Source organism: Kitasatospora sp. NPDC048298, from assembly GCF_043201465.1.
In the GTDB taxonomy this organism is placed as follows: domain Bacteria; phylum Actinomycetota; class Actinomycetes; order Streptomycetales; family Streptomycetaceae; genus Kitasatospora.
In genome coordinates this window covers 1-19209 of the sequence record NZ_JBICYZ010000027.1, presented here as the reverse complement: position 1 = coordinate 19209, position 19209 = coordinate 1, and the positions used below count along the sequence as shown (strand labels likewise).

Sequence of the window (19209 nt, the reverse complement as noted above, 5' to 3'; positions counted from 1 at the left end):
CCGACGCGCACGGGCGACGGCGTCCGGCGCCGGAAGGCGGCGTCGGCTCAGAAGGCCGCGTTGGCGCAGGCCAGGCGGCTGCCGGCCTTGCCGGCCGAGCCCGCGGCCGTCTCCGTCTTCATCGCGTGCAGGATGACCGACTTGGGCGCCCGGCCGTCGGAGAAGTCCCAGGGCTGCTTCGACCAGACCACGGCGTGGCCCTGGGCGTCGGTCTGGAAGTCCAGCCAGATCTCGTTGGTGGGGTTGGCGAACTGCGGGTCCGTCGAGGCGCCCTTCGGGTCGGGGGTGTGCTCGAAGTGCCCGCCGGCCGCGTCGCCGTTGGCACCGCAGGCGTTGACGTGCGCGTGCGAGCCGTAGACCGTGCTCGGCAGCAGGCCGCTGACCTCCATCCGCACCAGCGTGCTGCCACCCGCCGCGACGACCTGCACGGTGGCCTTCGCGCCCGCCGGGACCTTGGCGGTGTCGTACGTGGGCGCCGCCGGGTTCGCCGCGAAGTCACCGAAGACGGCGTCGGTCTTGTGGGCCGCGCCCAGGTCGGTCTTGGTGTCGCCGTCGGTCATCGCGCCGTGCATCGCCGTCCCGGGGGCCATGTGACCGGAAGACATGTCCATGCCCATGGCCATGGTCGACGGGGCCGAAGCCGTGGCCGGCGCGGCCGCGGCGGACGTGCCGGACGCCGCCGGGGCGGTCGCGGCGGAACCGCAGGCAGCGAGCAGCGGAGAGGCCACGAGGGCGGCGGCGAGAGTGAGGGCGGAGCGCTTCATGATCAGTTGGCCTCGTCTGTTCGGTACAGGAGTCGGCGGCGCTCGGCGCGACCGCCTCGACGGGCACCCGGCCGGTCCCTCCGGCGGCTGCCCGCCAGAGTGCACGTAGCACCCGCACGACCGGTTCAATCAGTGCTGGTCGAACGGGGTGGCGGCGTCACCGCGACGGCCGTCGGCGGCGGGCGGCACCCCGGAGCCGACGAGGCCGGTCGCCCCGGTCGGCGCGGCCGCGGGGTGCGCCGCCGGTCCGTGTTCCGTCGCCATCCTCCGAGCCTCCCTGCCGACCGGTCGGCCGGTCCGGCCAGGACGGGCGCGCGGTGGGGAGCCACCCGTACGGAGGGGGCGGGGGTAGGCCCGAGGTAAGGCCCGCCTAGGCTGTATGCCAAGCAAAAGGGGCGAACCGGACCCGCACCAGGGACCACGAGGACGGAAAGCAGGACCCGCCGATGGGCGACGGAATGTCAGGAATGCACCACCACGGCGGGATGACCCGACTAGGCCCGTTCACCTTGTCGAACGTCTGGACCTGGTCCCCGGACTGGGTGTTCCTGATCGGCGGTCTCGTCGTCCTGGGGCTGTACGCGGCGGGCGTGGTGCGGCTGTACCGGCGCGGCGACCGCTGGCCGATCGGCCGGATGGTCGGCTGGGCCCTGGGTGTCGCCAGCCTGCTGCTGGTCACCTGCACCGGGCTGAACGACTACGGCATGGTGCTGTTCAGCGCGCACATGATCCAGCACATGGTGCTCTCCATGCTGACGCCGATCCTGCTGCTGCTCGGCGCCCCGATCACGTTGGCCCTGCGGGCGCTGCGCCCGGCCGGCAAGGGCCGTCCGCGCGGGCCGCGCGAGCTGCTGGTGGCGCTGCTGCACAGCCGGTACATCCGGATCGTGTCGCACGCGGCGTTCACCATCCCGATGTTCATCGCGAGCCTGTACGGGGTCTACTTCACCCCGCTGTTCGACTTCCTGATGCAGTACCGCCTCGGGCACATCTTCATGATGGTGCACTTCCTGCTCACCGGTCTGGCCTTCTTCTGGCCGATCATGGGCGTGGACCCTGGCCCGCACCGCCCCGGCCATGTGATGCGGATCATCGAGCTGTTCATGGGGATGCCGTTCCACGCCTTCTTCGGCGTGGCGGTGATGATGGCCGGCCACCCGCTGGTCACCACCTTCACCGTGGAGGGAGCACCACCGGGGACGAACCTGCTGGAGGACCAGAAGCTGGCCGGCGGCATCACCTGGGCGTTCGGCGAGATCCCGACCGCGATCGTGCTGATCGCGCTGGTCTACCAGTGGATGGGCTCCGAGCAGCGGCAGGCCCGCCGCCGCGACCGTTCCGAGGAGCGCACCGGCGACGCCGAGCTGGAGGCGTACAACGCCTACCTGGCCTCGCTGCACAAGCGCGACCGGCGCGCGGGCGCGGCCCCGACGGCCCCGGTCGCCCCGGTCGCCGGCGCCGCCCCGGCGGCCGACGCGGGCTGAGGCCCGCCGTCCGCCGCGGAACGCTCGTTCCCGGGAACCCCCGTTCCGCCTCCGGAACGGGGGTTCCGCCGTTACCGGGGCCTGGGACAGCGGTGCCACCCGGTGCGGAACGGTCGTTCCGGCGCGGGCGTTCGAACAGGTATGCACGTCCTGCTGATCGTCGCCGTCCTGCTCTGCGGGTACGTCCTGCTCTGGCTGCTCGGCTTCCTCGGCTTGGCGCTGTACCACCGCCACCGCAGGCCCGCGCCGGCCGGCCCGGACTACCTGGTGGTCCTGGGCGCCGCGCTGGACGGCTGTGAGCCCGCGGCCCCGCTGGCGGCCCGGCTGGACGCCGCACTGGAGCGTCTCGCCGCCGAGGAGGCCGCCGGGTACGCCCCGCTGGTCCTGGTGACGGGCGGGAAGGGCCCGCACGAGGAGTGCACCGAGGCCGCCGCGATGGCCCGCTACCTGGTGGCCAGGGGCGTCCCGGCCGAGCGGATCCGGCGCGAGGAGCGCGCCGTGAACACCGCCGAGAACCTGCGCTTCAGCGCCGCCCTGATGGCCGCCGAGCGCCCCGGCTACCGCTGCACGGTGGTCACCAACGGCTTCCACACCGTCCGCTCCGCGCTGGCCGCCCGCCGGGCCGGCGCCCCCGCCGCGGTGCTCGGCGCGGACGGCCCGCTGGCGCACGGCCCGTACCTCCTGCTGCGCGAGGCCGTCGGCACCGCCCTCGCCCTGCTCGGCCGCGCCTGAACCGGGACAGCCCGAAGGCCCCGGGTCCGATCCCTGGGTTTCAGGAATCAGAGCCGGGGCCTTCGTCAGCTCGACTCGACCGGAATCAGCCGAGGTTGGCGAGCGCCTCGTTGAAGGTCTTCGACGGGCGCATCACGGCGGCGGCCTTGGCCGCGTCCGGCTGGTAGTAGCCGCCGAGGTCGACCGGCGAGCCCTGGACGGCGATCAGCTCGTCCACGATGGCCGACTCCTGCTCGGCCAGCGTCGCGGCCAGGCCGGAGAAGGCCTGGGCCAGCTCGGCGTCGGCGGTCTGCTTGGCCAGCTCCTGGGCCCAGTACATGGCCAGGTAGAAGTGGCTGCCGCGGTTGTCGATGCCACCGAGGCGGCGGCTCGGCGACTTGTCCTCGTTGAGGAAGGTGCCGGTGGCGCGGTCCAGGGTGTCGGCCAGCACCTGGGCGCGGGCGTTGTCCGTGGTGCTCGCCAGGTGCTCGAAGCTGGCGGCCAGCGCGAAGAACTCGCCCAGGCTGTCCCAGCGCAGGTAGTTCTCCTTGACCAGCTGCTGGACGTGCTTCGGGGCGGAGCCGCCGGCGCCGGTCTCGAACAGGCCGCCGCCCGCCATCAGCGGGACGACCGACAGCATCTTGGCGCTGGTGCCCAGCTCCAGGATCGGGAACAGGTCGGTCAGGTAGTCACGCAGCACGTTGCCGGTCACCGAGATGGTGTCCTCGCCGCGGCGGATGCGCTCCAGCGAGAACTCGGTGGCCTCGACCGGGGACTTGATCTCGATCTGCAGGCCGGCGGTGTCGTGCTCCGGCAGGTACTGCTTGACCTTCTCGATCAGCACCGCGTCGTGGGCGCGGGTCTCGTCCAGCCAGAACACCGCCGGGACGCCGGTGGCGCGGGCGCGGGTGACGGCCAGCTTGACCCAGTCCTGGATCGGCAGGTCCTTGGTCTGGCAGGCGCGGAAGATGTCGCCCGGCTGGACGGCCTGCTCCAGCACCACGTTGCCCTCGGTGTCGACCAGGCGGACGGTGCCCGCGGCGGCGATCTCGAAGGTCTTGTCGTGCGAGCCGTACTCCTCGGCCTTCTGGGCCATCAGGCCGACGTTCGGCACCGAGCCGATGGTCGCCGGGTTCAGGGCGCCGTGGGCACGGCAGTCGTCGATGACGGCCTGGTACACGCCGGAGTAGCTGCTGTCCGGCAGCACGGCCAGGGTGTCGGCCTCCTTGCCGTCCGGGCCCCACATGTGGCCGGAGGTGCGGATCATGGCCGGCATCGAGGCGTCGACGATGACGTCGCTCGGCACGTGCAGGTTGGTGATGCCCTTGTCGGAGTCGACCATGGCCAGGGCCGGGCCCTCGGCCAGCTCGGCCTCGAAGGAGGCCTTGATCTCGGCGCCCAGGTGCGGCACGTTGTCGAGCCCGGCCAGGATGCCGCCGAGGCCGTTGTTCGGGTTCAGACCGGCGGCGACCAGCACCTCGCCGTACTTGGCGAAGGTCTTCGGGAAGAACGCGCGGACCACGTGGCCGAAGATGATCGGGTCGGAGACCTTCATCATGGTGGCCTTGAGGTGCACCGAGAACAGCACGCCCTCGGCCTTGGCACGGGCGACCTGCGCGGCCAGGAACTCGTTCAGGGCGGCGGCCCGCATCACCGAGGCGTCGACGACCTCGCCGGCCAGCACCGACACCTTGTCGCGCAGCACGGTGGTGGTGCCGTCCTCGCCGAGCAGCTCGATGCGCAGCGCACCGTCGGCGGCGATCACGGAGGACTTCTCGGTGGACCGGAAGTCGTTCTCACCCATGGTGGCGACGTTGGTCTTGGAGTCGGCCGTCCAGGCACCCATGCGGTGCGGGTGGGTCTTGGCGTAGTTCTTGACCGACTGCGGGGCGCGGCGGTCCGAGTTGCCCTCGCGCAGGACCGGGTTGACGGCGCTGCCCTTGACCTTGTCGTAGCGGGCGCGGACGTCCTTGTCCTCGTCGGTCTGCGGGTCGTCCGGGTAGTCCGGCAGGGCGTAGCCCTGGGCCTGGAGCTCGGCGACGGCGGCCTTGAGCTGCGGCACCGAGGCCGAGATGTTCGGCAGCTTGATGATGTTGGCACCCGGGGTCTTGGCCAGCTCACCCAGCTCGGCCAGCGCGTCGCCGATCCGCTGCGCCTCGGTCAGACGCTCCGGGAAGCTCGCGATGATCCGCCCGGCCAGGGAGATGTCGCGGGTCTCCACCCGCACACCCGCGGTCGAGGCGTAGGCCTGGACCACCGGCAGGAACGAGTAGGTCGCCAGGGCCGGAGCCTCGTCGGTGTGCGTATAGATGATGGTCGAGTCAGTCATCGGTACTCCGCTTCACGTCTCCAACGTCTTGACGTCAAGATATCTCGTCACAGGCCTCCGGCTCCACCTCCCCCCGTCTTCGGGTGCCCACCGGTCCTGCGGAGGGCGTGACGGGAGGCGTGACCGGGGGATGCGACGGGGGCCGAATTCCACGGTGGTCCGGGTCGGGACGCGTGGCAAGCGGAGGGCTCGGGCAGTGGTCCAGGGCCCGTCCTGTCGATCAGCTCGGCCCCGGGAACGATCGGCGGGACGGGCCCCGGTCCAGTCGGGTGAGCCGGGCGTCAGGAGTGCGTCAACGCACGACCCCATTCGGTCAACGGCGCGTCAGGACCGGGGATCCCCGGGCCGGTCCGCCCTAGCGTCGAGGCAGTAGTTCCGGCAGGCACCACCACCCCACTCGGGAGCATCCGCATGGCCCGCGTCGTCTGGCACGTTCCGGTCACCACCTCCGGCACCGGAAGCACCACCGCACTCCGCCTGTTCCGCCTGCGCGACGGCCGCCGCTGCGCGGTCGGATTCTCCAGCCCCGAGGCCCTCGCCGCCCTCCTCGGGCCCGGCCAGGCCCGCACCGAGCTCGCCGAGCCCGCCCTCCGCGAGCTCACCGCCCCGCTCGGGATCGACACCCTGGTGCTGGACCCGCGAATGGTCGCCCCCTCCGTGTCCACGCCGTCCGCCAGCGCACCGTCCCTGACGGCCCCACCCGGCACCGCCCCCGTCGGCCCGGCCCCGGCCCCGACCGTCCAGTTCCAGCACCGGTGACCGCCCCGCTCCAGCTCGTCCCGGACGATCCGGCCCAGGGCCCGCCGGGGCCGGGGCGGGCCCGGCCGGCCCGGGCGCTGCACGCGATCGCCCGGATCAGCCACGGACCGGTCCCGCTCGACTTCGACCGTCTCGCGGCGCAGTTCCCGGCCGTCCAGAGCGGCCTGGCCCTGGCCGGCGAGGCCGACCTCGAGCTGCGCCTCGCCTGCACCGGCCCCGAGGAGTTACGGGCGATCGCCGCCGCCCTGCACCGCGCGGGCGCCGCCAGGGTGCACATCGACCTCGTCCTGCGCTCCCTCACCCCCGCCCCGGTCACCCTGCGCCCGGTGCCGTGACGCCGGTAGCGGACGGCGCCCCGCTCCCCTGCCCGGGGGCGGGGCGCCGGGCCGCGCTCACTCCTCCCCGGGGCGCGGATCCGGGTTGATCGCCTGGCCGTCGACGGGCTGGCCCCAGGCGTCGTCGCCGGCCGCGTCGACGCAGTAGCCGCTGCCCTCGACGTGCCCTCCCGCGCTCCGGCACTGGTCGGCGGTGACGTCCCGGCGCCCGCTCGCCGCCGCCGGTCCGGCGGCGGCGAGCAAGGCCCCGGCGGCGCCCGCGGCGACGGCGGCGAGCAGGAGGACGGAGGCGGTCGCGGCGGCCCACCGGGCCGGGAGTGAGCTGTTCATGCGGACCACGACAGCACGCCACCAGGCCCCCCGGCGACCACAGGACGCCCGCCCGGGTGGCCGCCGCCCACCGCCCGCCGGTCTACGGCCGCGCCAGCGCCGCGATGGCCGCGAGCAGCAGCGCCGAGCCCGCCAGCAGGCCCGCCGTCAGCGGCTCGCCGAGGAACAGCACGCCGATCACCGCCGCGGTCGCGGGCTCCAACAGGACCAGCACCGCGGCCGTGGTGCTGGGCACGGCGGTCAGGCCGGTGAAGTACCAGCGGTAGGCGAACAGGGTGGGGACCGTACCGAGGAAGAGCAGCGCCACCGCGGTCACCACCGGGTCCCCGCCCGTCGGCAGGACGCCCTGGGCACCCTGGACGGCCGCGAGCGGCAGCAGGCAGAGCAGGCCGGTGGTGAAGGCACCGGTGCCGGCCCTGGCCGAGCCGCCACCGCGGGCCCAGAGGGTGAGGCCGCTCTGGCCGGCGCCCGCGAGGACGGCCAGCGCGACGCCGAGCGCCGGGCGCGGGCCCGCCGCCGGGGCGGCGACCAGCAGGGCGAGGCCGGCCAGGGCCAGGGCCACCGCGGCCGCGGCGCGACGGGTCAGCCGCTCGCCGAGCAGCAGGTGGGCCCCGAGGCTGGTGAACACCGGGCCGGCGCCGATGGTGATCAGCGTGCCCAGCCCGAGCCCGGCGTACCGCACCGAGCCGAAGTAGGCGCACTGGCTGACCGCCAGGCCGAGTCCGGTCAGCCCGGCGGCGCGCCACCGGGCGGTGCCGCGCTCACCGCCGCGCCCACCGTGCGGTTCACGGCTCGGCAGCAGGGCCAGGCAGAGCGCGGCGACGCCGAAGCGCCAGCAGGAGACGCCCGCCGGGCCGAGCCCGCCGGTGCGCATCAGCAGCGCGGACACGGCGCCGCCCACGCCCCAGGCGACGGCGGCGGCAGAGATGGACAGGAGGCCGTGCCGGAAGGGCACGGCGGCGTTCGAGGTCATGCGTCGGTACTCCACGATGAGTTGCCGGTTCGGGTCCGCGGGGTACGCGGGCGGCAGTCACCGCCCCGGCTGCGGGCTGGTCCCGTCGGGCCGGAGTGGGTGGAGTGGGCCGCCCGCTAGCGGGCCGGCGGGGGGAGGATCACGAAACGCACAGGAACAGCCTATGCCGCCGTTCGGTGATCGCTTCAGGCCCGCTCGGGCCGCCTACGAGACACCACGGACCAGCCGACCTGCGGCGAGGTCGAGTCCGCCGGCCGTCGGCCCCCGTCGAGCGGCGGGCGCCCCCCGCGCCCGACCCGGCACAGCCCCTCGGCGCGAACCTCGGTGCCCGCGATTTGGCATGCCGTCATTCCGGTCCGCCATCGCAGACAGGCCGACAGCACTCCAAATGAGCGAGGGGGGCCGGACGCGATCTCACCGACCTCGTCCGCATCGTCAACTCACGTTGGAATCAGGGGATTTGAGAAACGTGACAGCCAGGCAAATCGACCCGGGAGACAGTTCGATGACGCATCTGACCACCCATTCGGCCCCCACCGTCAACCATTTGGCACGGATTAATATGACAAGCAATTAGCCAGTCGATACGTTCATTCATGTCGGCACCAAGCCGATCCAGTCCAGATCAGGAAACCAGGAGAAGGTCCATGAAGAACATGACCACCGCCATTGTCCTCGCGGCGTCGGCGGCCGTGGCCGTGACCGGCATCACCTACGCGTCGGCCGCTTCCGAGCCCGTGACTCAGGCGGCCCCGGTCGTTCAGAAGGCCGCCCCGGCGGCCGCTCCCGCCCCGGCGGTCGCTCCCGCCCCGGCGGCCGTTCCCGCCCTGGCTCCGCTCGACGGCGGCTCGAAGGGCAACGAGGGCAAGGGCGAGGAGGGGCGTCGCGGGGGTCGCGAGCACCACGAGCGTCGCGGCATCATCCACGTCAACGAGCGGTCGTACTCCGCCGACGACTTCGGCTGCATCACCGTCGTCAGCGGCCTGGGCGCCAAGACGCTCAACATCCGCAACGACAGCCACCGGTCCGTCGAGCTCTTCAGCGGCGCCGTCTGCGACAACGGCGCCCCCATCGCCACCGTCGGGCCGCACAGCTCCAGCGACGGTGTTCGCCCGCGCCACCACGGTCACGGTATCGAGGTCGAGGACGGCGTCGTCGGCAGCTTCCGGGTCGTGAGCCACGACTTCGGCTTCGGCGGCGGCTTCGGCGGCGGGCGCGGCGGCGGCGGCGGCTTCGACAAGAAGTGATCCAACGGCATAAGTGGAGCCCCGGCCCGCCGTAATCGGGCCGGGGCACCGACATGGGCATCCTCCCACAGGTCCACACGCTCTGCCCGCGAACGATGACCGTCGCGGCGGCGCAGCAGCGACCGCCCCATGATCCGGAGAGCTGAACCCACCACATCGACAGCACCTTGGGCAACGCTGCGCGGAGGTCCCGCGATCCGGTCGATCGGATCGCGGGACCTCTTCACGGTCACCCGCGGCCACCGCTCGACACCCACCGGCCCGCGCCCGCCCACCCCGTGTCATGGCTGTGCGAAAGCTGTCATTTCCATGCGTGGATGGGCGCTCCAAGTCGCCGGGGCCCGAGAGGGAAGCTCAATTCGCGCTCAAACGGTGAGCCTGCCCACCAGTCACGTAACAGACAACTGAACAGACAGCCTCCTACCTGCAAGGACGTCCAGAAAAAAATGTAAACATTCAGTAATGAAATCTGTGCAGGGGCAGCTGGAAAGTCCTACTGTGTGGCAACTCTCATCGCTCCGCCCACCTCGGGGCCCCCACCCACAGAGAGATCGTTCATGGCTTCCCTCAACCAGATCTCACCGCCCGATCAGGGCACCGGCTCCGACTCCGGGACCACCCACCGGTCGCTGCGTCGCCACGTCGGGCTCGTCGGCCTCATGTGGGCCTCGGTCGGCTCGATCATCGGCTCCGGCTGGCTCTTCGGCGCGAAGGAGGGCGTCATGGCGGCGGGCCCGGCCGCCGTCCTGTCCTGGGGCATCGGCACGGTCGCGATCGTGCTGCTCGCGCTCGTCCACGCCGAGCTCGGCAGCATGTTCCCGGTCTCGGGCGGCACCGCGCGCTACCCGCACTACGCCTTCGGCGGCCTGGCCGGCATGTCCTTCGGCTGGTTCTCCTGGCTCCAGGCGGCCACCGTCGCGCCGATCGAGGTCGAGGCGATGATCGGCTACGCCCGGCACTGGCCGTGGGCGGCCGGCCTGCTCAACGACAACAACACCCTCACCGTCAGCGGCTTCGTCGTCGCCACCGTGCTGATGGCGGTGTTCGTCGCGGTGAACTTCCTCGGCGTGCGCGTGCTGGCCCGCACCAACAACATCGCCACCTGGCTGAAGATCTTCGTCCCGCTGCTGACCATCTTCGTGCTGGCCGTGACCAACTTCCACGGCTCCAACTTCACCTCGCACGGCTTCGCGCCGTTCGGCGCCAAGGGCGTGCTCGCGGCGATCAGCACCAGCGGCATCATCTTCGCCCTGCTCGGCTTCGAGCAGGCCATCCAGCTCGCCGGCGAGAGCCGCAACCCCAAGCGCGACATCCCGCGCGCCGTGCTCGGATCCGTCGCCATCGGCAGCCTGATCTACACCCTGCTCCAGGTCGTCTTCATCGGCGCCCTGCCGGTCAGCACCTTCGCCAACGGCTGGGACAAGCTCGACTTCCCCGGCATCGACGGCCCGTTCGCGGGTCTCGCCACCCTGGTCGGCCTCGGCTGGCTGGCCTGGGTGCTGTACGCCGACGCCGTGATCTCCCCCGGCGGCAGCGGCCTGATCTACACCACCTCGACCTCCCGCATCTCCTACGGCCTGAGCCGCAACGGCTACGCCCCGCAGCGGTTCGAGGAGCTGGACAGGAACGGCGTGCCGTGGTTCGGCCTGGTGATCGCCTTCGTCACCGGCGTGATCTGCTTCCTGCCGTTCCCGAGCTGGCAGGAGCTGGTCGGCTTCATCACCTCCGCCAGCGTGCTGATGTACGCCGGCGCCCCGCTGGCCTTCGGCGCGATGCGCCGCCGCCTGCCCGGACACGAGCGCCCCTACCGGCTGCCGGCCGGCGGGCTGATCTCCCCCGCCGCGTTCGTGGTCTCCAGCCTGATCATCTACTGGTCCGGCTGGCACACCCTCTCCCGCCTGGGCATCGCGATCGTGCTCGGCTACCTCCTGCTCGGCAGCTACGCCGCGTACGCGATCAGGAAGGGCCTGCCGAACGCGCCCCGGCTGAGCTGGAAGTCCGCCCAGTGGCTGCCCCCGTACCTGGTGGGCCTCGGCGTGATCTCCTGGCAGGGCGGCTTCGGGGACGGCACCGGCCGGATCCCGATGTGGGGCGACATGGCCCTGGTGGCGGTGTTCTCGCTGGTCATCTACTACTGGGCGATCCGGGTGGCGCTGCCGACCGAGGCGATCGAGCAGGAGATCGCCGACGTCGAGGTGGTCGACGAGGGCGGCCACTGACCGACCCCGGACAGACGCGGAAGGGCCCGCCGGCCGTGCGACCGGCGGGCTCTTCCGCGTCCCGTCCTCAGAGGCCCAGAACCGTCCGCAGCACCGTGGTGAACTCGGCCTCCGCGTCCTGCGCCGGGCCGGTCGAGCGCCAGGCGACGAAGCCGTCCGGGCGGACCAGCACCGCACCCCGGGGGCCGATGCCGTGCAGCGCGGCGAAGTCCGCGCCGGGCTCCGGCGCCAGGTCGTCCTCGGCGCCGTCGCCGACCCGGAAGCCGTCCAGCGGGACGGCCAGCCGGTCGGCCGCGCGCCGGGCGCCCGCCTGCCAGGCGCCGCCCTCTGGGCCGGTCAGCAGCACCATCGCCTGCTCGTACAGGTCCAGCGTGGACAGCCGCACCCCCGCCCGCAGCAGCCACTGGTGCGGGGCCCGGCTGCCCGGCTCGCCCGCCGACTCGAACTGCTCGGGGACGACCGGGCCGTTGCGGTCCGCGCCGACCACCGCGCCCACCGGGTACCGGTAGCCCAGCGCCACCGCCAGCACCCCGGCCTGCCGGCCGACGCCCGGCACCACCGCGTAGCCCGGGTGGCTGTGCTCGGCGGAGCGGGCCGAGGCCCGCTCACCGGTCACCCGGGCGACCGGGCGGCGCTCCTGCCCGTACGACTCCAGCAGCCGCGGCCCGGCCCAGCCGCACAGCACGGCGGCGATCTTCCAGGCCAGGTTGTGGGCGTCCTGGATCCCCGTGTTGGAACCGAACGCGCCGGTCGGGGACATCTCGTGGGCGGAGTCCCCGGCGAGGAAGACCCGCCCGGCGCCGTACCGGTCCGCCACCCGCTCGGCGGCGTGCCAGGGCGCCCGGCCGGTGACCTCGACGTCCAGCTCCGGCAGCCCGACGGCGGTGCGGATGTGCCGCTCGCAGCGCTCGTCGGTGAAGGCCTCCAGCGGCTCGCCGTGCTCGGGGTGCCAGGGCGCGTGGAAGACCCATTCCTCCTGGTTGTCCACCGGCAGCAGCGCGCCGTCCGCCTCCGGGTTGGTCAGGTAGCAGGCGATGAAGTGCCGGTCGCCGACCACCTCGGCCAGCCGTTTGGCCCGGAAGGTGATGCTGACGTTGTGGAACAGCTCGCCCTTGCCGGACCGGCCGATGCCCAACCGCTCCCGGACCGGGCTGCGCGGGCCGTCCGCGGCGATCAGGAAATCCGAGCGCACCACCCGCTCCTCGCCGCTCTCCCGGCTGCGCAGTACCGAGGTGACGCCGTCCGCGTCCTGCTCGAAGGAGACCAGCTCGGTGCTGAACCGCAGGGCGCCGCCGAGCTCGCGGGCCGCGCGCCGCAGCACCGGCTCCAGGTCGTTCTGGCTGCACAGGCACCAGGAGCTGGGGCTGAACCGGGCCAGCCGGCCGCCCGGGTCGATCTCCCGGAACAGCCACTCCTGCTCGGCGCCGGTCAGCGACGGCGCCTGGAGGATGCCGTGGTTGGGGGCGAGGACCGAGGCCGCCTCGCGGATCGCCGGCTCGATCCCGGCCACCCGGTACAGCTCCATGGTGCGGATGTTGTTGCCGCGCCCCCGCGGATGGTGCGAGGTGTCGGCGTGCTTCTCGACCAGCAGGTGTCCGACCCCGAGCCGACCGAGGAAGAGTGAGGCGGACAGCCCCACCAGCGAGCCGCCCACGATCAGGACCGGCACCCGGTCGTCAACCTTCGGATTCATCAATTGCTCCGCCCTGTCAGGGGATTCCGCGGCCCGGCGGTTGGGCTCGGCGCCGCCCACGACGGGCCCGCTCAGCCGGGGGCCCCGCTCTTCCATCCCCCGCCGGAGGGGGCCCGTGGCACTCCTTCGCCCGGATGGCCCGCAAATCTCGCGCCGCGCCCGGTGCGCCGCCCACGATCGACCTCAGGCCTGGCGCCGACTCGCCCGGCCGAACCGCCGTCGCACCGCACTCCCAGGCCGGGGAGCACCCGCCGGACACGGCCGACACGGCCCGCAGCGTGCGGCCCAGAGCAGAAAGTGGATCATGACGACTCTGTCAGAACCCCAGCCGAAGCAGCAGGACGAGGCCGACACCCGGCTGCGGGTGGTGCTGATGCTGGAGATCCAGGACGGCGCCCAACAGCGCTTCCTCGACGTGTACGAGCAGCTGCGCCACCAGGTGGCCTCGGTCCCCGGCCACGTCAGCGACCAGCTGTGCCAGTCGATCAACGACCCGCGCCAGTGGCTGATCACCAGTGAGTGGAAGGACCAGGAGACCTTCCTGGAGTGGGTGGACAGCCCGGCCCACCGGGAGATGGTCAAGCCGATGCACGGCTGCGTCAGCGACAGCTTCCGCTCGCTGCGCTACGCCGTGCTGCGCGAGACCTCGGCGGCCGGCTCGACCGGCACCCGGGCCCCGCTGGAGGTGCCACCCGGGCTGCCGCGCACCGCGCCCGCCGGGCACGTCGGCCCGCCCAAGGCCGAACCGGGCCCGGACGGCATCGTCCGCCACGCGCTGACGTTCACCGTCAAGCCCGGCAGCGAGCCCGAGGTGGCCCGCATCCTCTCCGGCTACTCCTCGCCCCGGGCCGACGTGGACCAGCACACCCGGCTGCGCCGCACCTCGCTGTTCATGCTCGGCAACCGGGTCGTCCGCGCCGTCGAGGTGATCGGCAACCTCGGCGACGCGCTGCGCCACGTGGCGATGCAGCCCGAGGTGCGAGCCGTCGAGGAGGCGCTCAACCCGCACCTGGAGGAGGCCCGCCAGCTGGGCGACCCGCAGGCCGCCCGGGCGTTCTTCGCCAGGGCCGCGCTGCCCGCCCGGCACCAGGCGATCGCCAGCTCCCCCGCCTCCGCGCGGCTGCACCGGCACGCCGTGCTCTACCCCGTCCGCCCGGGCCGCGGGCAGGCCGTGGCCGAGCTGCTGGCCGAGCACGACAACCTGGCCACCGCCGACCCGACCGGGCCGGTCGCGGCGGCCACCGTCTTCCACCGCGAGGACGTGGTGGTACGCCTGGTCGACCTGCGGGTGCCGGCCGAGGCCGACCCGGCGGCCGCCCTCGGCGTGGCCGACGACGAACAGGCCGCCGTGCTCGCAGGGCTGCTCGACCTCGGCCCGCAGGGCGACCTGCGCACCGTGGCCGGGCTCGGCGCCTTCCTCGCCGCCCGCGCGATGAACCCGGTCACCGACCGCACCTCCCCCGACCCGATCAACAACTGACGCTCCGACACCTTCACGGGAGATCTTCATGACCACGCAGTCCCCACGGATCGTCAGCGTCCACGAGGCACCGGAGAACCGCCGTCACGGCGCCGAGCTGCGCACCATGCTCACCCCGACCACCTGCGGCGCGACCAGCGGCTTCATGGGCCTGGCGATCGTCAAGCCCGGCGAGCGGATCGGCGAGCACTACCACCCGTACTCCGAGGAGTTCGTGTTCGTCGTCTGCGGCGAGCTGGAGGTGGACCTCGACGGGAAGCCCCATCCACTCAAGCCGGACCAGGGCCTGATGATCCCGATCAACATGCGCCACCGCTTCCGCAACGTCGGCGACACCGAGGCCCGGATGGTCTTCCACCTCGGCCCGCTCGCCCCACGCCCCGACCTCGGCCACGTGAGCACCGAGGGGACCGCGGCCTCCGGCCCGCCGGAACACGCCAAGGTGGGCTCGTGACCCGGCGCGTCGCCGTCACCGGGATCGGTGTGGTCGCGCCCGGCGGGGTCGGCGTCCCGGCGTTCTGGGACCTCCTGACGGCCGGCCGCACCGCGACCCGGGGCATCACGCTCTTCGACCCCGCCGGGTTCCGCTCCCGGATCGCCGCCGAGGTCGACTTCGACCCGGCGGCCCACGGGCTGGGCCCGGAGGACGTCCAACGGGCCGACCGCTACGTGCAGTTCGCGATGGTCGCGGCCGACGAGGCAATCGCCGACGCCGGCCTGGACCTGGCCGCCGAGGACCCGTGGCGGATCGCCGTCTCGCTCGGCACCGCCGTCGGCGGCACCACCCGGCTGGAGCACGACTACGCCCTGGTGAGCGCGTCCGGCGCCCGCTGGGACGTGGACCACCGGCAGGCCGAGCCGCAGCTGCACCGGGCCTTCGCGCCCAGCACGCTGGCCTCCGCGGTGGCCGAGCGGACCGGCGCGCACGGCCCGGTGCAGACCGTCTCCACCGGCTGCACCTCCGGACTGGACGCGATCGGCTACGGCTTCCAGGCGGTCGAGGAGGGTCGCGCCGACATCTGCGTCGCCGGCGCCTCCGACTCCCCGATCTCGCCGATCACCGTCGCCTGCTTCGACGCCATCAAGGCCACCAGCGAGCGCAACGACGACCCGCAGCACGCCTCCCGCCCCTTCGACGCCGACCGGGACGGCTTCGTGCTCGGCGAGGGCGGCGCCGTCCTGGTGCTGGAGGAGCTGGAGCACGCACGCCGCCGCGGCGCCCGGATCTACGGCGAGATCGGCGGCTTCGCCACCTTCGGCAACGCCTACCACATGACCGGCCTCACCAAGGAGGGGCTGGAGATGTCCCGGGCGATCGACCACGCGCTCGCCCACGCCCGGGTGGACCGCACCGAGGTGGACTACGTCAACGCGCACGGCTCGGGCACCAAACAGAACGACCGCCACGAGACCGCCGCGGTCAAGCGCTCACTGGGCGGGCACGCCTTCGGGACCCCGATGAGCTCGATCAAGTCGATGGTCGGGCACTCGCTCGGCGCGATCGGCGCCATCGAGGTGGTCGCCTGCACCCTGGCGCTCGTCCACGGCGTCGTGCCGCCGACCGCCAACTACGAGACTCCGGACCCGGAGTGCGACCTCGACTACGTGCCGCGCACCGCGCGCGAGCTGCCGCTGAGCCACATCCTCTCGGTCGGCAGCGGATTCGGCGGATTCCAGTCCGCCGTCGTGCTCAACAGAACGGGGTGAGTTCCATGACGTCACGTCAGCAGGGCCGCCGGGCGGTGGTCACCGGCCTCGGCGTGGTGGCGCCGAACGGCGTCGGGGCCGACGCCTTCTGGAAGGCCACCAGGCAGGGCGTGAGCGTCCTGGACCGGATATCCCGCGAGGGCTGCACCGACCTGCCGCTGCGGATCGCGGGCCAGGTGAACGGGTTCGATCCGCAGTCGGCGATCGACAACCGCTTCCTGGTGCAGACCGACCGCTTCACGCACTACGCGATGGCCGCCGCCGACCTTGCGGTGTCGGACGCCGGGTTCCGGCCCGACCCGGAACAGCCCTTCGCGGTCGGCGTGGTGACCGCCGCCGGCTCCGGCGGCGGCGAGTTCGGCCAGCGCGAGCTCCAGCAACTCTGGGGCCAGGGACCGAAGTTCGTCGGACCGTACCAGTCCATCGCCTGGTTCTACGCGGCCAGCACCGGCCAGATCTCGATCCGCGGCGGCTACAAGGGCCCCTGCGGGGTCGTCGCCAGTGACGAGGCCGGCGGACTGGACGCCGTCGCGCACGCCGCCCGGGCGATCGAACGCGGCACCGACGCGGTGGTGGTCGGCGCCGCCGAGGCCCCGCTGGCGCCGTACTCGATGGTCTGCCAGCTCGGCTACCCCGAGCTCAGCCTGGCCGAGCAGGCCGATCGGGCGTACCTGCCGTTCACCGCGCAGGCCTGCGGCTTCTCCCCCGCCGAGGGCGGCGCGATGCTGCTGCTGGAGGACGAGCAGTCGGCCCGCCTGCGTGGCGCCCGCGTTCGGGCGCAACTGGCCGGCCACGGCGCCACCTTCACCGGAGCCTCCCGCTGGGCGGAGTCCCGGGAAGGACTGGCGGCCGCCATCCGGATCGCACTGGACGACGCCCGCATCACGCCCGATGAGATCGACGTGGTCTTCGCGGACGCCCTGGGGCTGCCCGCCGCCGACCGCGCCGAGGCCCTGGCACTGGCCGACGCGCTCGGCCCGGCCGCCGAGCGCATCCCGGTCACCGCGCCCAAGACCGGTACGGGCCGTGCCTACTGCGGCGCGCCGATGCTCGACGTGACCGCCGCCGTACTGGCCATGGAGGACGGCGTGCTGCCGCCCACCCCCAACGTCACCGAGGTCTGCCACGACCTCGCCCTGGTGACCGGCCGCGCCCGCCCGGCCGAACTGAACACCGCGCTGGTGCTCAGCCGCGGGCTGATGGGCTCCAACTCCGCGCTGGTGCTCCGGCGCGCGCGGCCCTGAACCACTCCGTCACACCTTCGAAGGGACACCCCGTGAGCAACACCCTCAGCTATCCGGAACTCGCCGAGCTGCTCCAGGCCCGGGCCGGCGTCACCGTCGACCCGGGCGACCTGGCGCGGCCGGGCGCGGAGTTCGACACGTTCGGCATCGACTCGCTCGGCCTGCTCGGCGTCGTCGGCGAGCTGGAGAACCGGCACGGCCTCAAGGTCACCTCGGGCGCCGAGTCGGCCAAGACCCCGTCCGAGTTCCTGGAGCTGGTCAACTCCTCCCTCACCGCGAAGGCTGGTGCCTGAGATGCCCGGACACACCGACAACGAGATCGTCATCGCCGCTCCGCTCGACCTGGTCTGGGAGATGACCAACGACCTGGAGAACTGGCCGCAGCTGTTCAGCGAGTACGCCTCGGTGGAGGTGCTGGACCGGCAGGGCGCCCGGGTCCAGTTCCGGCTCACCATGCACCCGGACGAGAACGGCCAGGTGTGGAGCTGGATCTCCGAGCGGGAGACCGACCGGGACGCGCTCTCGGTGCGCGCCCGCCGGGTCGAGCCCGGCCCGTTCGAGTTCATGGAGATCCGCTGGGAGTACGCGGAGGTGCCGGCCGGCACCAGGATGCGCTGGATCCAGGACTTCGCGATGAAGCCGACCGCCCCCGTCGACGACGAGGGCATGACCGGCCACATCAACCGCAACTCCAAGATCCAGATGCAGCTGATCCGGGAGAAGGTCGAGAAGCGGGCGGCGGAGCTGTGACCGGCGTGCACAGGGCGCTGATCGTCGCCCGGATGAAGCCCGAGGCCGCACCGGACATCGCCGAGGTGTTCGCCGAGTCCGACCAGGGCGAACTGCCGCACCTGATCGGCGTCACCGGCCGCAGCCTCTTCCAGTTCGGCGACGTCTACCTGCACCTGATCGAGGCCGACCGACCGCCGGGCCCGGCCGTCGCCAAGGTCGTCGGGCACCCGGAGTTCCGGACCGTCAGCGACCGCCTGACCGCCTTCGTGCAGGCGTACGACCCCGCCACCTGGCGGGAACCCAAGGACGCGATGGCGCGGGAGTTCTACCGCTGGGACCGCTGACCCTGCGACGCCGCTGATCCGCGGCTCCCTGATGGGCCCGCCCCCGGCCGCGTGCCGGGAGCGGGCCCACGCGTGTCCGGCGGCCGGGTGACCCGGGCGGATTCACCCGGATCGACCGGCCAACCGGGTGAACACTCCCGGGACTCCACCCGAAGGGCGCACGCTGCGCACCGGCGCTGCCACGCTCCGGTGGCAGGCAGCCGCACGGTGGATGACGGTGGATCAGGCGCACCCACCGCGAGTCCCCTTGTCCGACACCGTGTCGGACAGTCGCGGTCCTGCGCGCCGGAAGGATCATCCTCATGCGTTCTGCACGCACGCTGCTCGCCGGGGCGGCCGTCGCCGCCGCGCTCACCGTCGGCACCCCCGTCGCATTCGCCGACGGGGCCGCCGACCAGGGCAAGAACCTCACCTGGCAGGAGAAGCAGGACAAGTCCGAGAGGACCTCCGACAACGAGCGAAGCTCCGGCAACTTCAAGGGCGACGACGACAGGAAGGGCGGTGGCTCCGAGGAGCGCACGGGTTCCGACGAGCGCAGGGGCGAGGACCAGAAGGGCTCCGACGACCGCAAGGGCGAGGACCACAAGGGCTCCGACGAGCACAAGGGCGAGGACCACAAGGGCTCCGACGAGCACAAGGGCGAGGACCACAAGGGCTCCGACGAGCACAAGGGCGAGGACCACAAGGGCTCCGGCGAGCACAAGGGCTCCGAGGCCAAGGGCGAGGACCACAAGGGCTCCGGCGAGCACAAGGGCTCCGAGGCCAAGGGCGAGGACCACAAGGGCTCCGGCGAGCACAAGGGCTCCGAGGCCAAGGGCGAGGACCACAAGGGCTCCGGCGAGCACAAGGGCTCCGAGG

At 72.8% G+C, this 19209-nt stretch carries 19 protein-coding genes and 1 pseudogene; 14 read left to right on the top strand and 6 right to left on the bottom strand.

Annotated elements, in window-relative coordinates; all coding sequences use genetic code 11:
- Positions 1 to 47: 47 nt before the first annotated feature.
- The gene (locus tag ACGF0D_RS20700) at positions 48 to 764 is read right to left on the bottom strand and encodes a superoxide dismutase (protein ID WP_392918209.1); all 717 of its coding nucleotides are present in this window, start codon (positions 762 to 764) and stop codon (positions 48 to 50) included.
- A gap of 129 nt (positions 765 to 893) precedes the next feature.
- Positions 894 to 1028, bottom strand: a complete 135-nt coding sequence (locus tag ACGF0D_RS20695) for a hypothetical protein (protein WP_392918206.1) — start codon at positions 1026 to 1028, stop codon at positions 894 to 896.
- Between the two features lie 203 nt (positions 1029 to 1231).
- On the opposite strand from ACGF0D_RS20695, the gene ACGF0D_RS20690 reads away from it, so the two are divergent.
- Positions 1232 to 2248, top strand: a complete 1017-nt coding sequence (locus ACGF0D_RS20690; protein ID WP_392918340.1) for a cytochrome c oxidase assembly protein — start codon at positions 1232 to 1234, stop codon at positions 2246 to 2248.
- 141 nt (positions 2249 to 2389) lie between these two features.
- The gene (locus ACGF0D_RS20685; protein ID WP_392918204.1) at positions 2390 to 2980 is read left to right on the top strand and encodes a YdcF family protein; all 591 of its coding nucleotides are present in this window, start codon (positions 2390 to 2392) and stop codon (positions 2978 to 2980) included.
- A gap of 85 nt (positions 2981 to 3065) precedes the next feature.
- Here ACGF0D_RS20685 and ACGF0D_RS20680 read toward each other — a convergent pair whose 3' ends face one another.
- Positions 3066 to 5288 carry an NADP-dependent isocitrate dehydrogenase gene (locus ACGF0D_RS20680; RefSeq protein WP_392876186.1) on the bottom strand — a complete coding sequence of 741 codons (2223 nt, stop codon included), beginning with the start codon at positions 5286 to 5288 and terminating at the stop codon, positions 3066 to 3068.
- Between the two features lie 411 nt (positions 5289 to 5699).
- Between ACGF0D_RS20680 and ACGF0D_RS20675 the strand changes: the two genes are divergently transcribed.
- Both ACGF0D_RS20675 and ACGF0D_RS20670 read left to right on the top strand, forming a co-directional pair.
- Complete coding sequence (locus tag ACGF0D_RS20675; RefSeq protein WP_392918201.1) at positions 5700 to 6047, top strand: SAV_915 family protein; 348 nt, start codon at positions 5700 to 5702, stop codon at positions 6045 to 6047.
- A complete protein-coding gene (locus ACGF0D_RS20670; RefSeq protein WP_392876192.1) occupies positions 6044 to 6382 on the top strand; it encodes a hypothetical protein in 339 nt (112 codons plus the stop codon). The genes ACGF0D_RS20675 and ACGF0D_RS20670 overlap by 4 nt, the downstream gene beginning before the upstream one ends.
- Positions 6383 to 6439: 57 nt before the next feature.
- Here ACGF0D_RS20670 and ACGF0D_RS20665 read toward each other — a convergent pair whose 3' ends face one another.
- Both ACGF0D_RS20665 and ACGF0D_RS20660 read right to left on the bottom strand, forming a co-directional pair.
- Entirely contained in the window at positions 6440 to 6712 is a 273-nt protein-coding gene (locus ACGF0D_RS20665) for a hypothetical protein (RefSeq protein ID WP_392876195.1), read from the bottom strand.
- An 82-nt stretch (positions 6713 to 6794) separates the two neighbouring features.
- Entirely contained in the window at positions 6795 to 7685 is an 891-nt protein-coding gene (locus ACGF0D_RS20660; RefSeq protein WP_392876197.1) for a DMT family transporter, read from the bottom strand.
- Positions 7686 to 8332: 647 nt separating this feature from the next.
- Here ACGF0D_RS20660 and ACGF0D_RS20655 point away from each other — a divergent pair.
- Both ACGF0D_RS20655 and ACGF0D_RS20650 read left to right on the top strand, forming a co-directional pair.
- Positions 8333 to 8932, top strand: coding sequence for a hypothetical protein (locus tag ACGF0D_RS20655; protein WP_392876200.1), 600 nt, complete (start codon positions 8333 to 8335; stop codon positions 8930 to 8932).
- Positions 8933 to 9489: 557 nt separating this feature from the next.
- On the top strand, positions 9490 to 11151 hold the full coding sequence (locus tag ACGF0D_RS20650; RefSeq protein ID WP_392876203.1) for an APC family permease: 1662 nt from the start codon (positions 9490 to 9492) through the stop codon (positions 11149 to 11151).
- Positions 11152 to 11218: 67 nt separating this feature from the next.
- Here ACGF0D_RS20650 and ACGF0D_RS20645 read toward each other — a convergent pair whose 3' ends face one another.
- Positions 11219 to 12940 carry an FAD-dependent oxidoreductase gene (locus ACGF0D_RS20645; RefSeq protein WP_392918198.1) on the bottom strand — a complete coding sequence of 574 codons (1722 nt, stop codon included), beginning with the start codon at positions 12938 to 12940 and terminating at the stop codon, positions 11219 to 11221.
- Between the two features lie 208 nt (positions 12941 to 13148).
- On the opposite strand from ACGF0D_RS20645, the gene ACGF0D_RS20640 reads away from it, so the two are divergent.
- The 8 genes and pseudogenes from ACGF0D_RS20640 to ACGF0D_RS20605 form a co-directional block, all read left to right on the top strand.
- Positions 13149 to 14324: a SchA/CurD-like domain-containing protein gene (locus ACGF0D_RS20640; RefSeq protein ID WP_392876209.1), complete on the top strand. Its 1176-nt coding sequence runs from the start codon at positions 13149 to 13151 to the stop codon at positions 14322 to 14324.
- A 28-nt stretch (positions 14325 to 14352) separates the two neighbouring features.
- Positions 14353 to 14778 (top strand): cupin domain-containing protein, encoded by a 426-nt coding sequence (locus tag ACGF0D_RS20635; protein ID WP_392876212.1) that lies wholly within the window; start codon positions 14353 to 14355, stop codon positions 14776 to 14778.
- Positions 14775 to 16031 (top strand): beta-ketoacyl-[acyl-carrier-protein] synthase family protein, encoded by a 1257-nt coding sequence (locus ACGF0D_RS20630; protein WP_392876215.1) that lies wholly within the window; start codon positions 14775 to 14777, stop codon positions 16029 to 16031. The genes ACGF0D_RS20635 and ACGF0D_RS20630 overlap by 4 nt, the downstream gene beginning before the upstream one ends.
- Positions 16032 to 16036: 5 nt before the next feature.
- Positions 16037 to 17275, top strand: a complete 1239-nt coding sequence (locus ACGF0D_RS20625) for a ketosynthase chain-length factor (protein WP_392876218.1) — start codon at positions 16037 to 16039, stop codon at positions 17273 to 17275.
- Positions 17276 to 17307: 32 nt separating this feature from the next.
- A complete protein-coding gene (locus ACGF0D_RS20620) occupies positions 17308 to 17568 on the top strand; it encodes an acyl carrier protein (RefSeq protein WP_392876221.1) in 261 nt (86 codons plus the stop codon).
- A gap of 1 nt (position 17569) precedes the next feature.
- On the top strand, positions 17570 to 18025 hold the full coding sequence (locus tag ACGF0D_RS20615; protein ID WP_392876223.1) for an SRPBCC family protein: 456 nt from the start codon (positions 17570 to 17572) through the stop codon (positions 18023 to 18025).
- 5 nt (positions 18026 to 18030) lie between these two features.
- Positions 18031 to 18351 (top strand): TcmI family type II polyketide cyclase, encoded by a 321-nt coding sequence (locus tag ACGF0D_RS20610; RefSeq protein ID WP_097235013.1) that lies wholly within the window; start codon positions 18031 to 18033, stop codon positions 18349 to 18351.
- 302 nt (positions 18352 to 18653) lie between these two features.
- Positions 18654 to 19209: pseudogene (locus tag ACGF0D_RS20605) on the top strand (hypothetical protein); the annotation flags it as partial.

Bases quoted from the DNA above. Each gene is read 5' to 3' on its own strand.
- ACGF0D_RS20700 (WP_392918209.1), bottom strand. From the start codon at position 764: ATGAAGCGCTCCGCCCTCACTCTCGCCGCCGCCCTCGTGGCCTCTCCG.
- ACGF0D_RS20695 (WP_392918206.1), bottom strand. From the start codon at position 1,028: ATGGCGACGGAACACGGACCGGCGGCGCACCCCGCGGCCGCGCCGACC.
- ACGF0D_RS20690 (WP_392918340.1), top strand. From the start codon at position 1,232: ATGCACCACCACGGCGGGATGACCCGACTAGGCCCGTTCACCTTGTCG.
- ACGF0D_RS20685 (WP_392918204.1), top strand. From the start codon at position 2,390: ATGCACGTCCTGCTGATCGTCGCCGTCCTGCTCTGCGGGTACGTCCTG.
- ACGF0D_RS20680 (WP_392876186.1), bottom strand. From the start codon at position 5,288: ATGACTGACTCGACCATCATCTATACGCACACCGACGAGGCTCCGGCC.
- ACGF0D_RS20675 (WP_392918201.1), top strand. From the start codon at position 5,700: ATGGCCCGCGTCGTCTGGCACGTTCCGGTCACCACCTCCGGCACCGGA.
- ACGF0D_RS20665 (WP_392876195.1), bottom strand. From the start codon at position 6,712: ATGAACAGCTCACTCCCGGCCCGGTGGGCCGCCGCGACCGCCTCCGTC.
- ACGF0D_RS20660 (WP_392876197.1), bottom strand. From the start codon at position 7,685: ATGACCTCGAACGCCGCCGTGCCCTTCCGGCACGGCCTCCTGTCCATC.
- ACGF0D_RS20655 (WP_392876200.1), top strand. From the start codon at position 8,333: ATGAAGAACATGACCACCGCCATTGTCCTCGCGGCGTCGGCGGCCGTG.
- ACGF0D_RS20650 (WP_392876203.1), top strand. From the start codon at position 9,490: ATGGCTTCCCTCAACCAGATCTCACCGCCCGATCAGGGCACCGGCTCC.
- ACGF0D_RS20645 (WP_392918198.1), bottom strand. From the start codon at position 12,940: ATGGAAGAGCGGGGCCCCCGGCTGAGCGGGCCCGTCGTGGGCGGCGCC.
- ACGF0D_RS20640 (WP_392876209.1), top strand. From the start codon at position 13,149: ATGACGACTCTGTCAGAACCCCAGCCGAAGCAGCAGGACGAGGCCGAC.
- ACGF0D_RS20635 (WP_392876212.1), top strand. From the start codon at position 14,353: ATGACCACGCAGTCCCCACGGATCGTCAGCGTCCACGAGGCACCGGAG.
- ACGF0D_RS20625 (WP_392876218.1), top strand. From the start codon at position 16,037: ATGACGTCACGTCAGCAGGGCCGCCGGGCGGTGGTCACCGGCCTCGGC.
- ACGF0D_RS20615 (WP_392876223.1), top strand. From the start codon at position 17,570: ATGCCCGGACACACCGACAACGAGATCGTCATCGCCGCTCCGCTCGAC.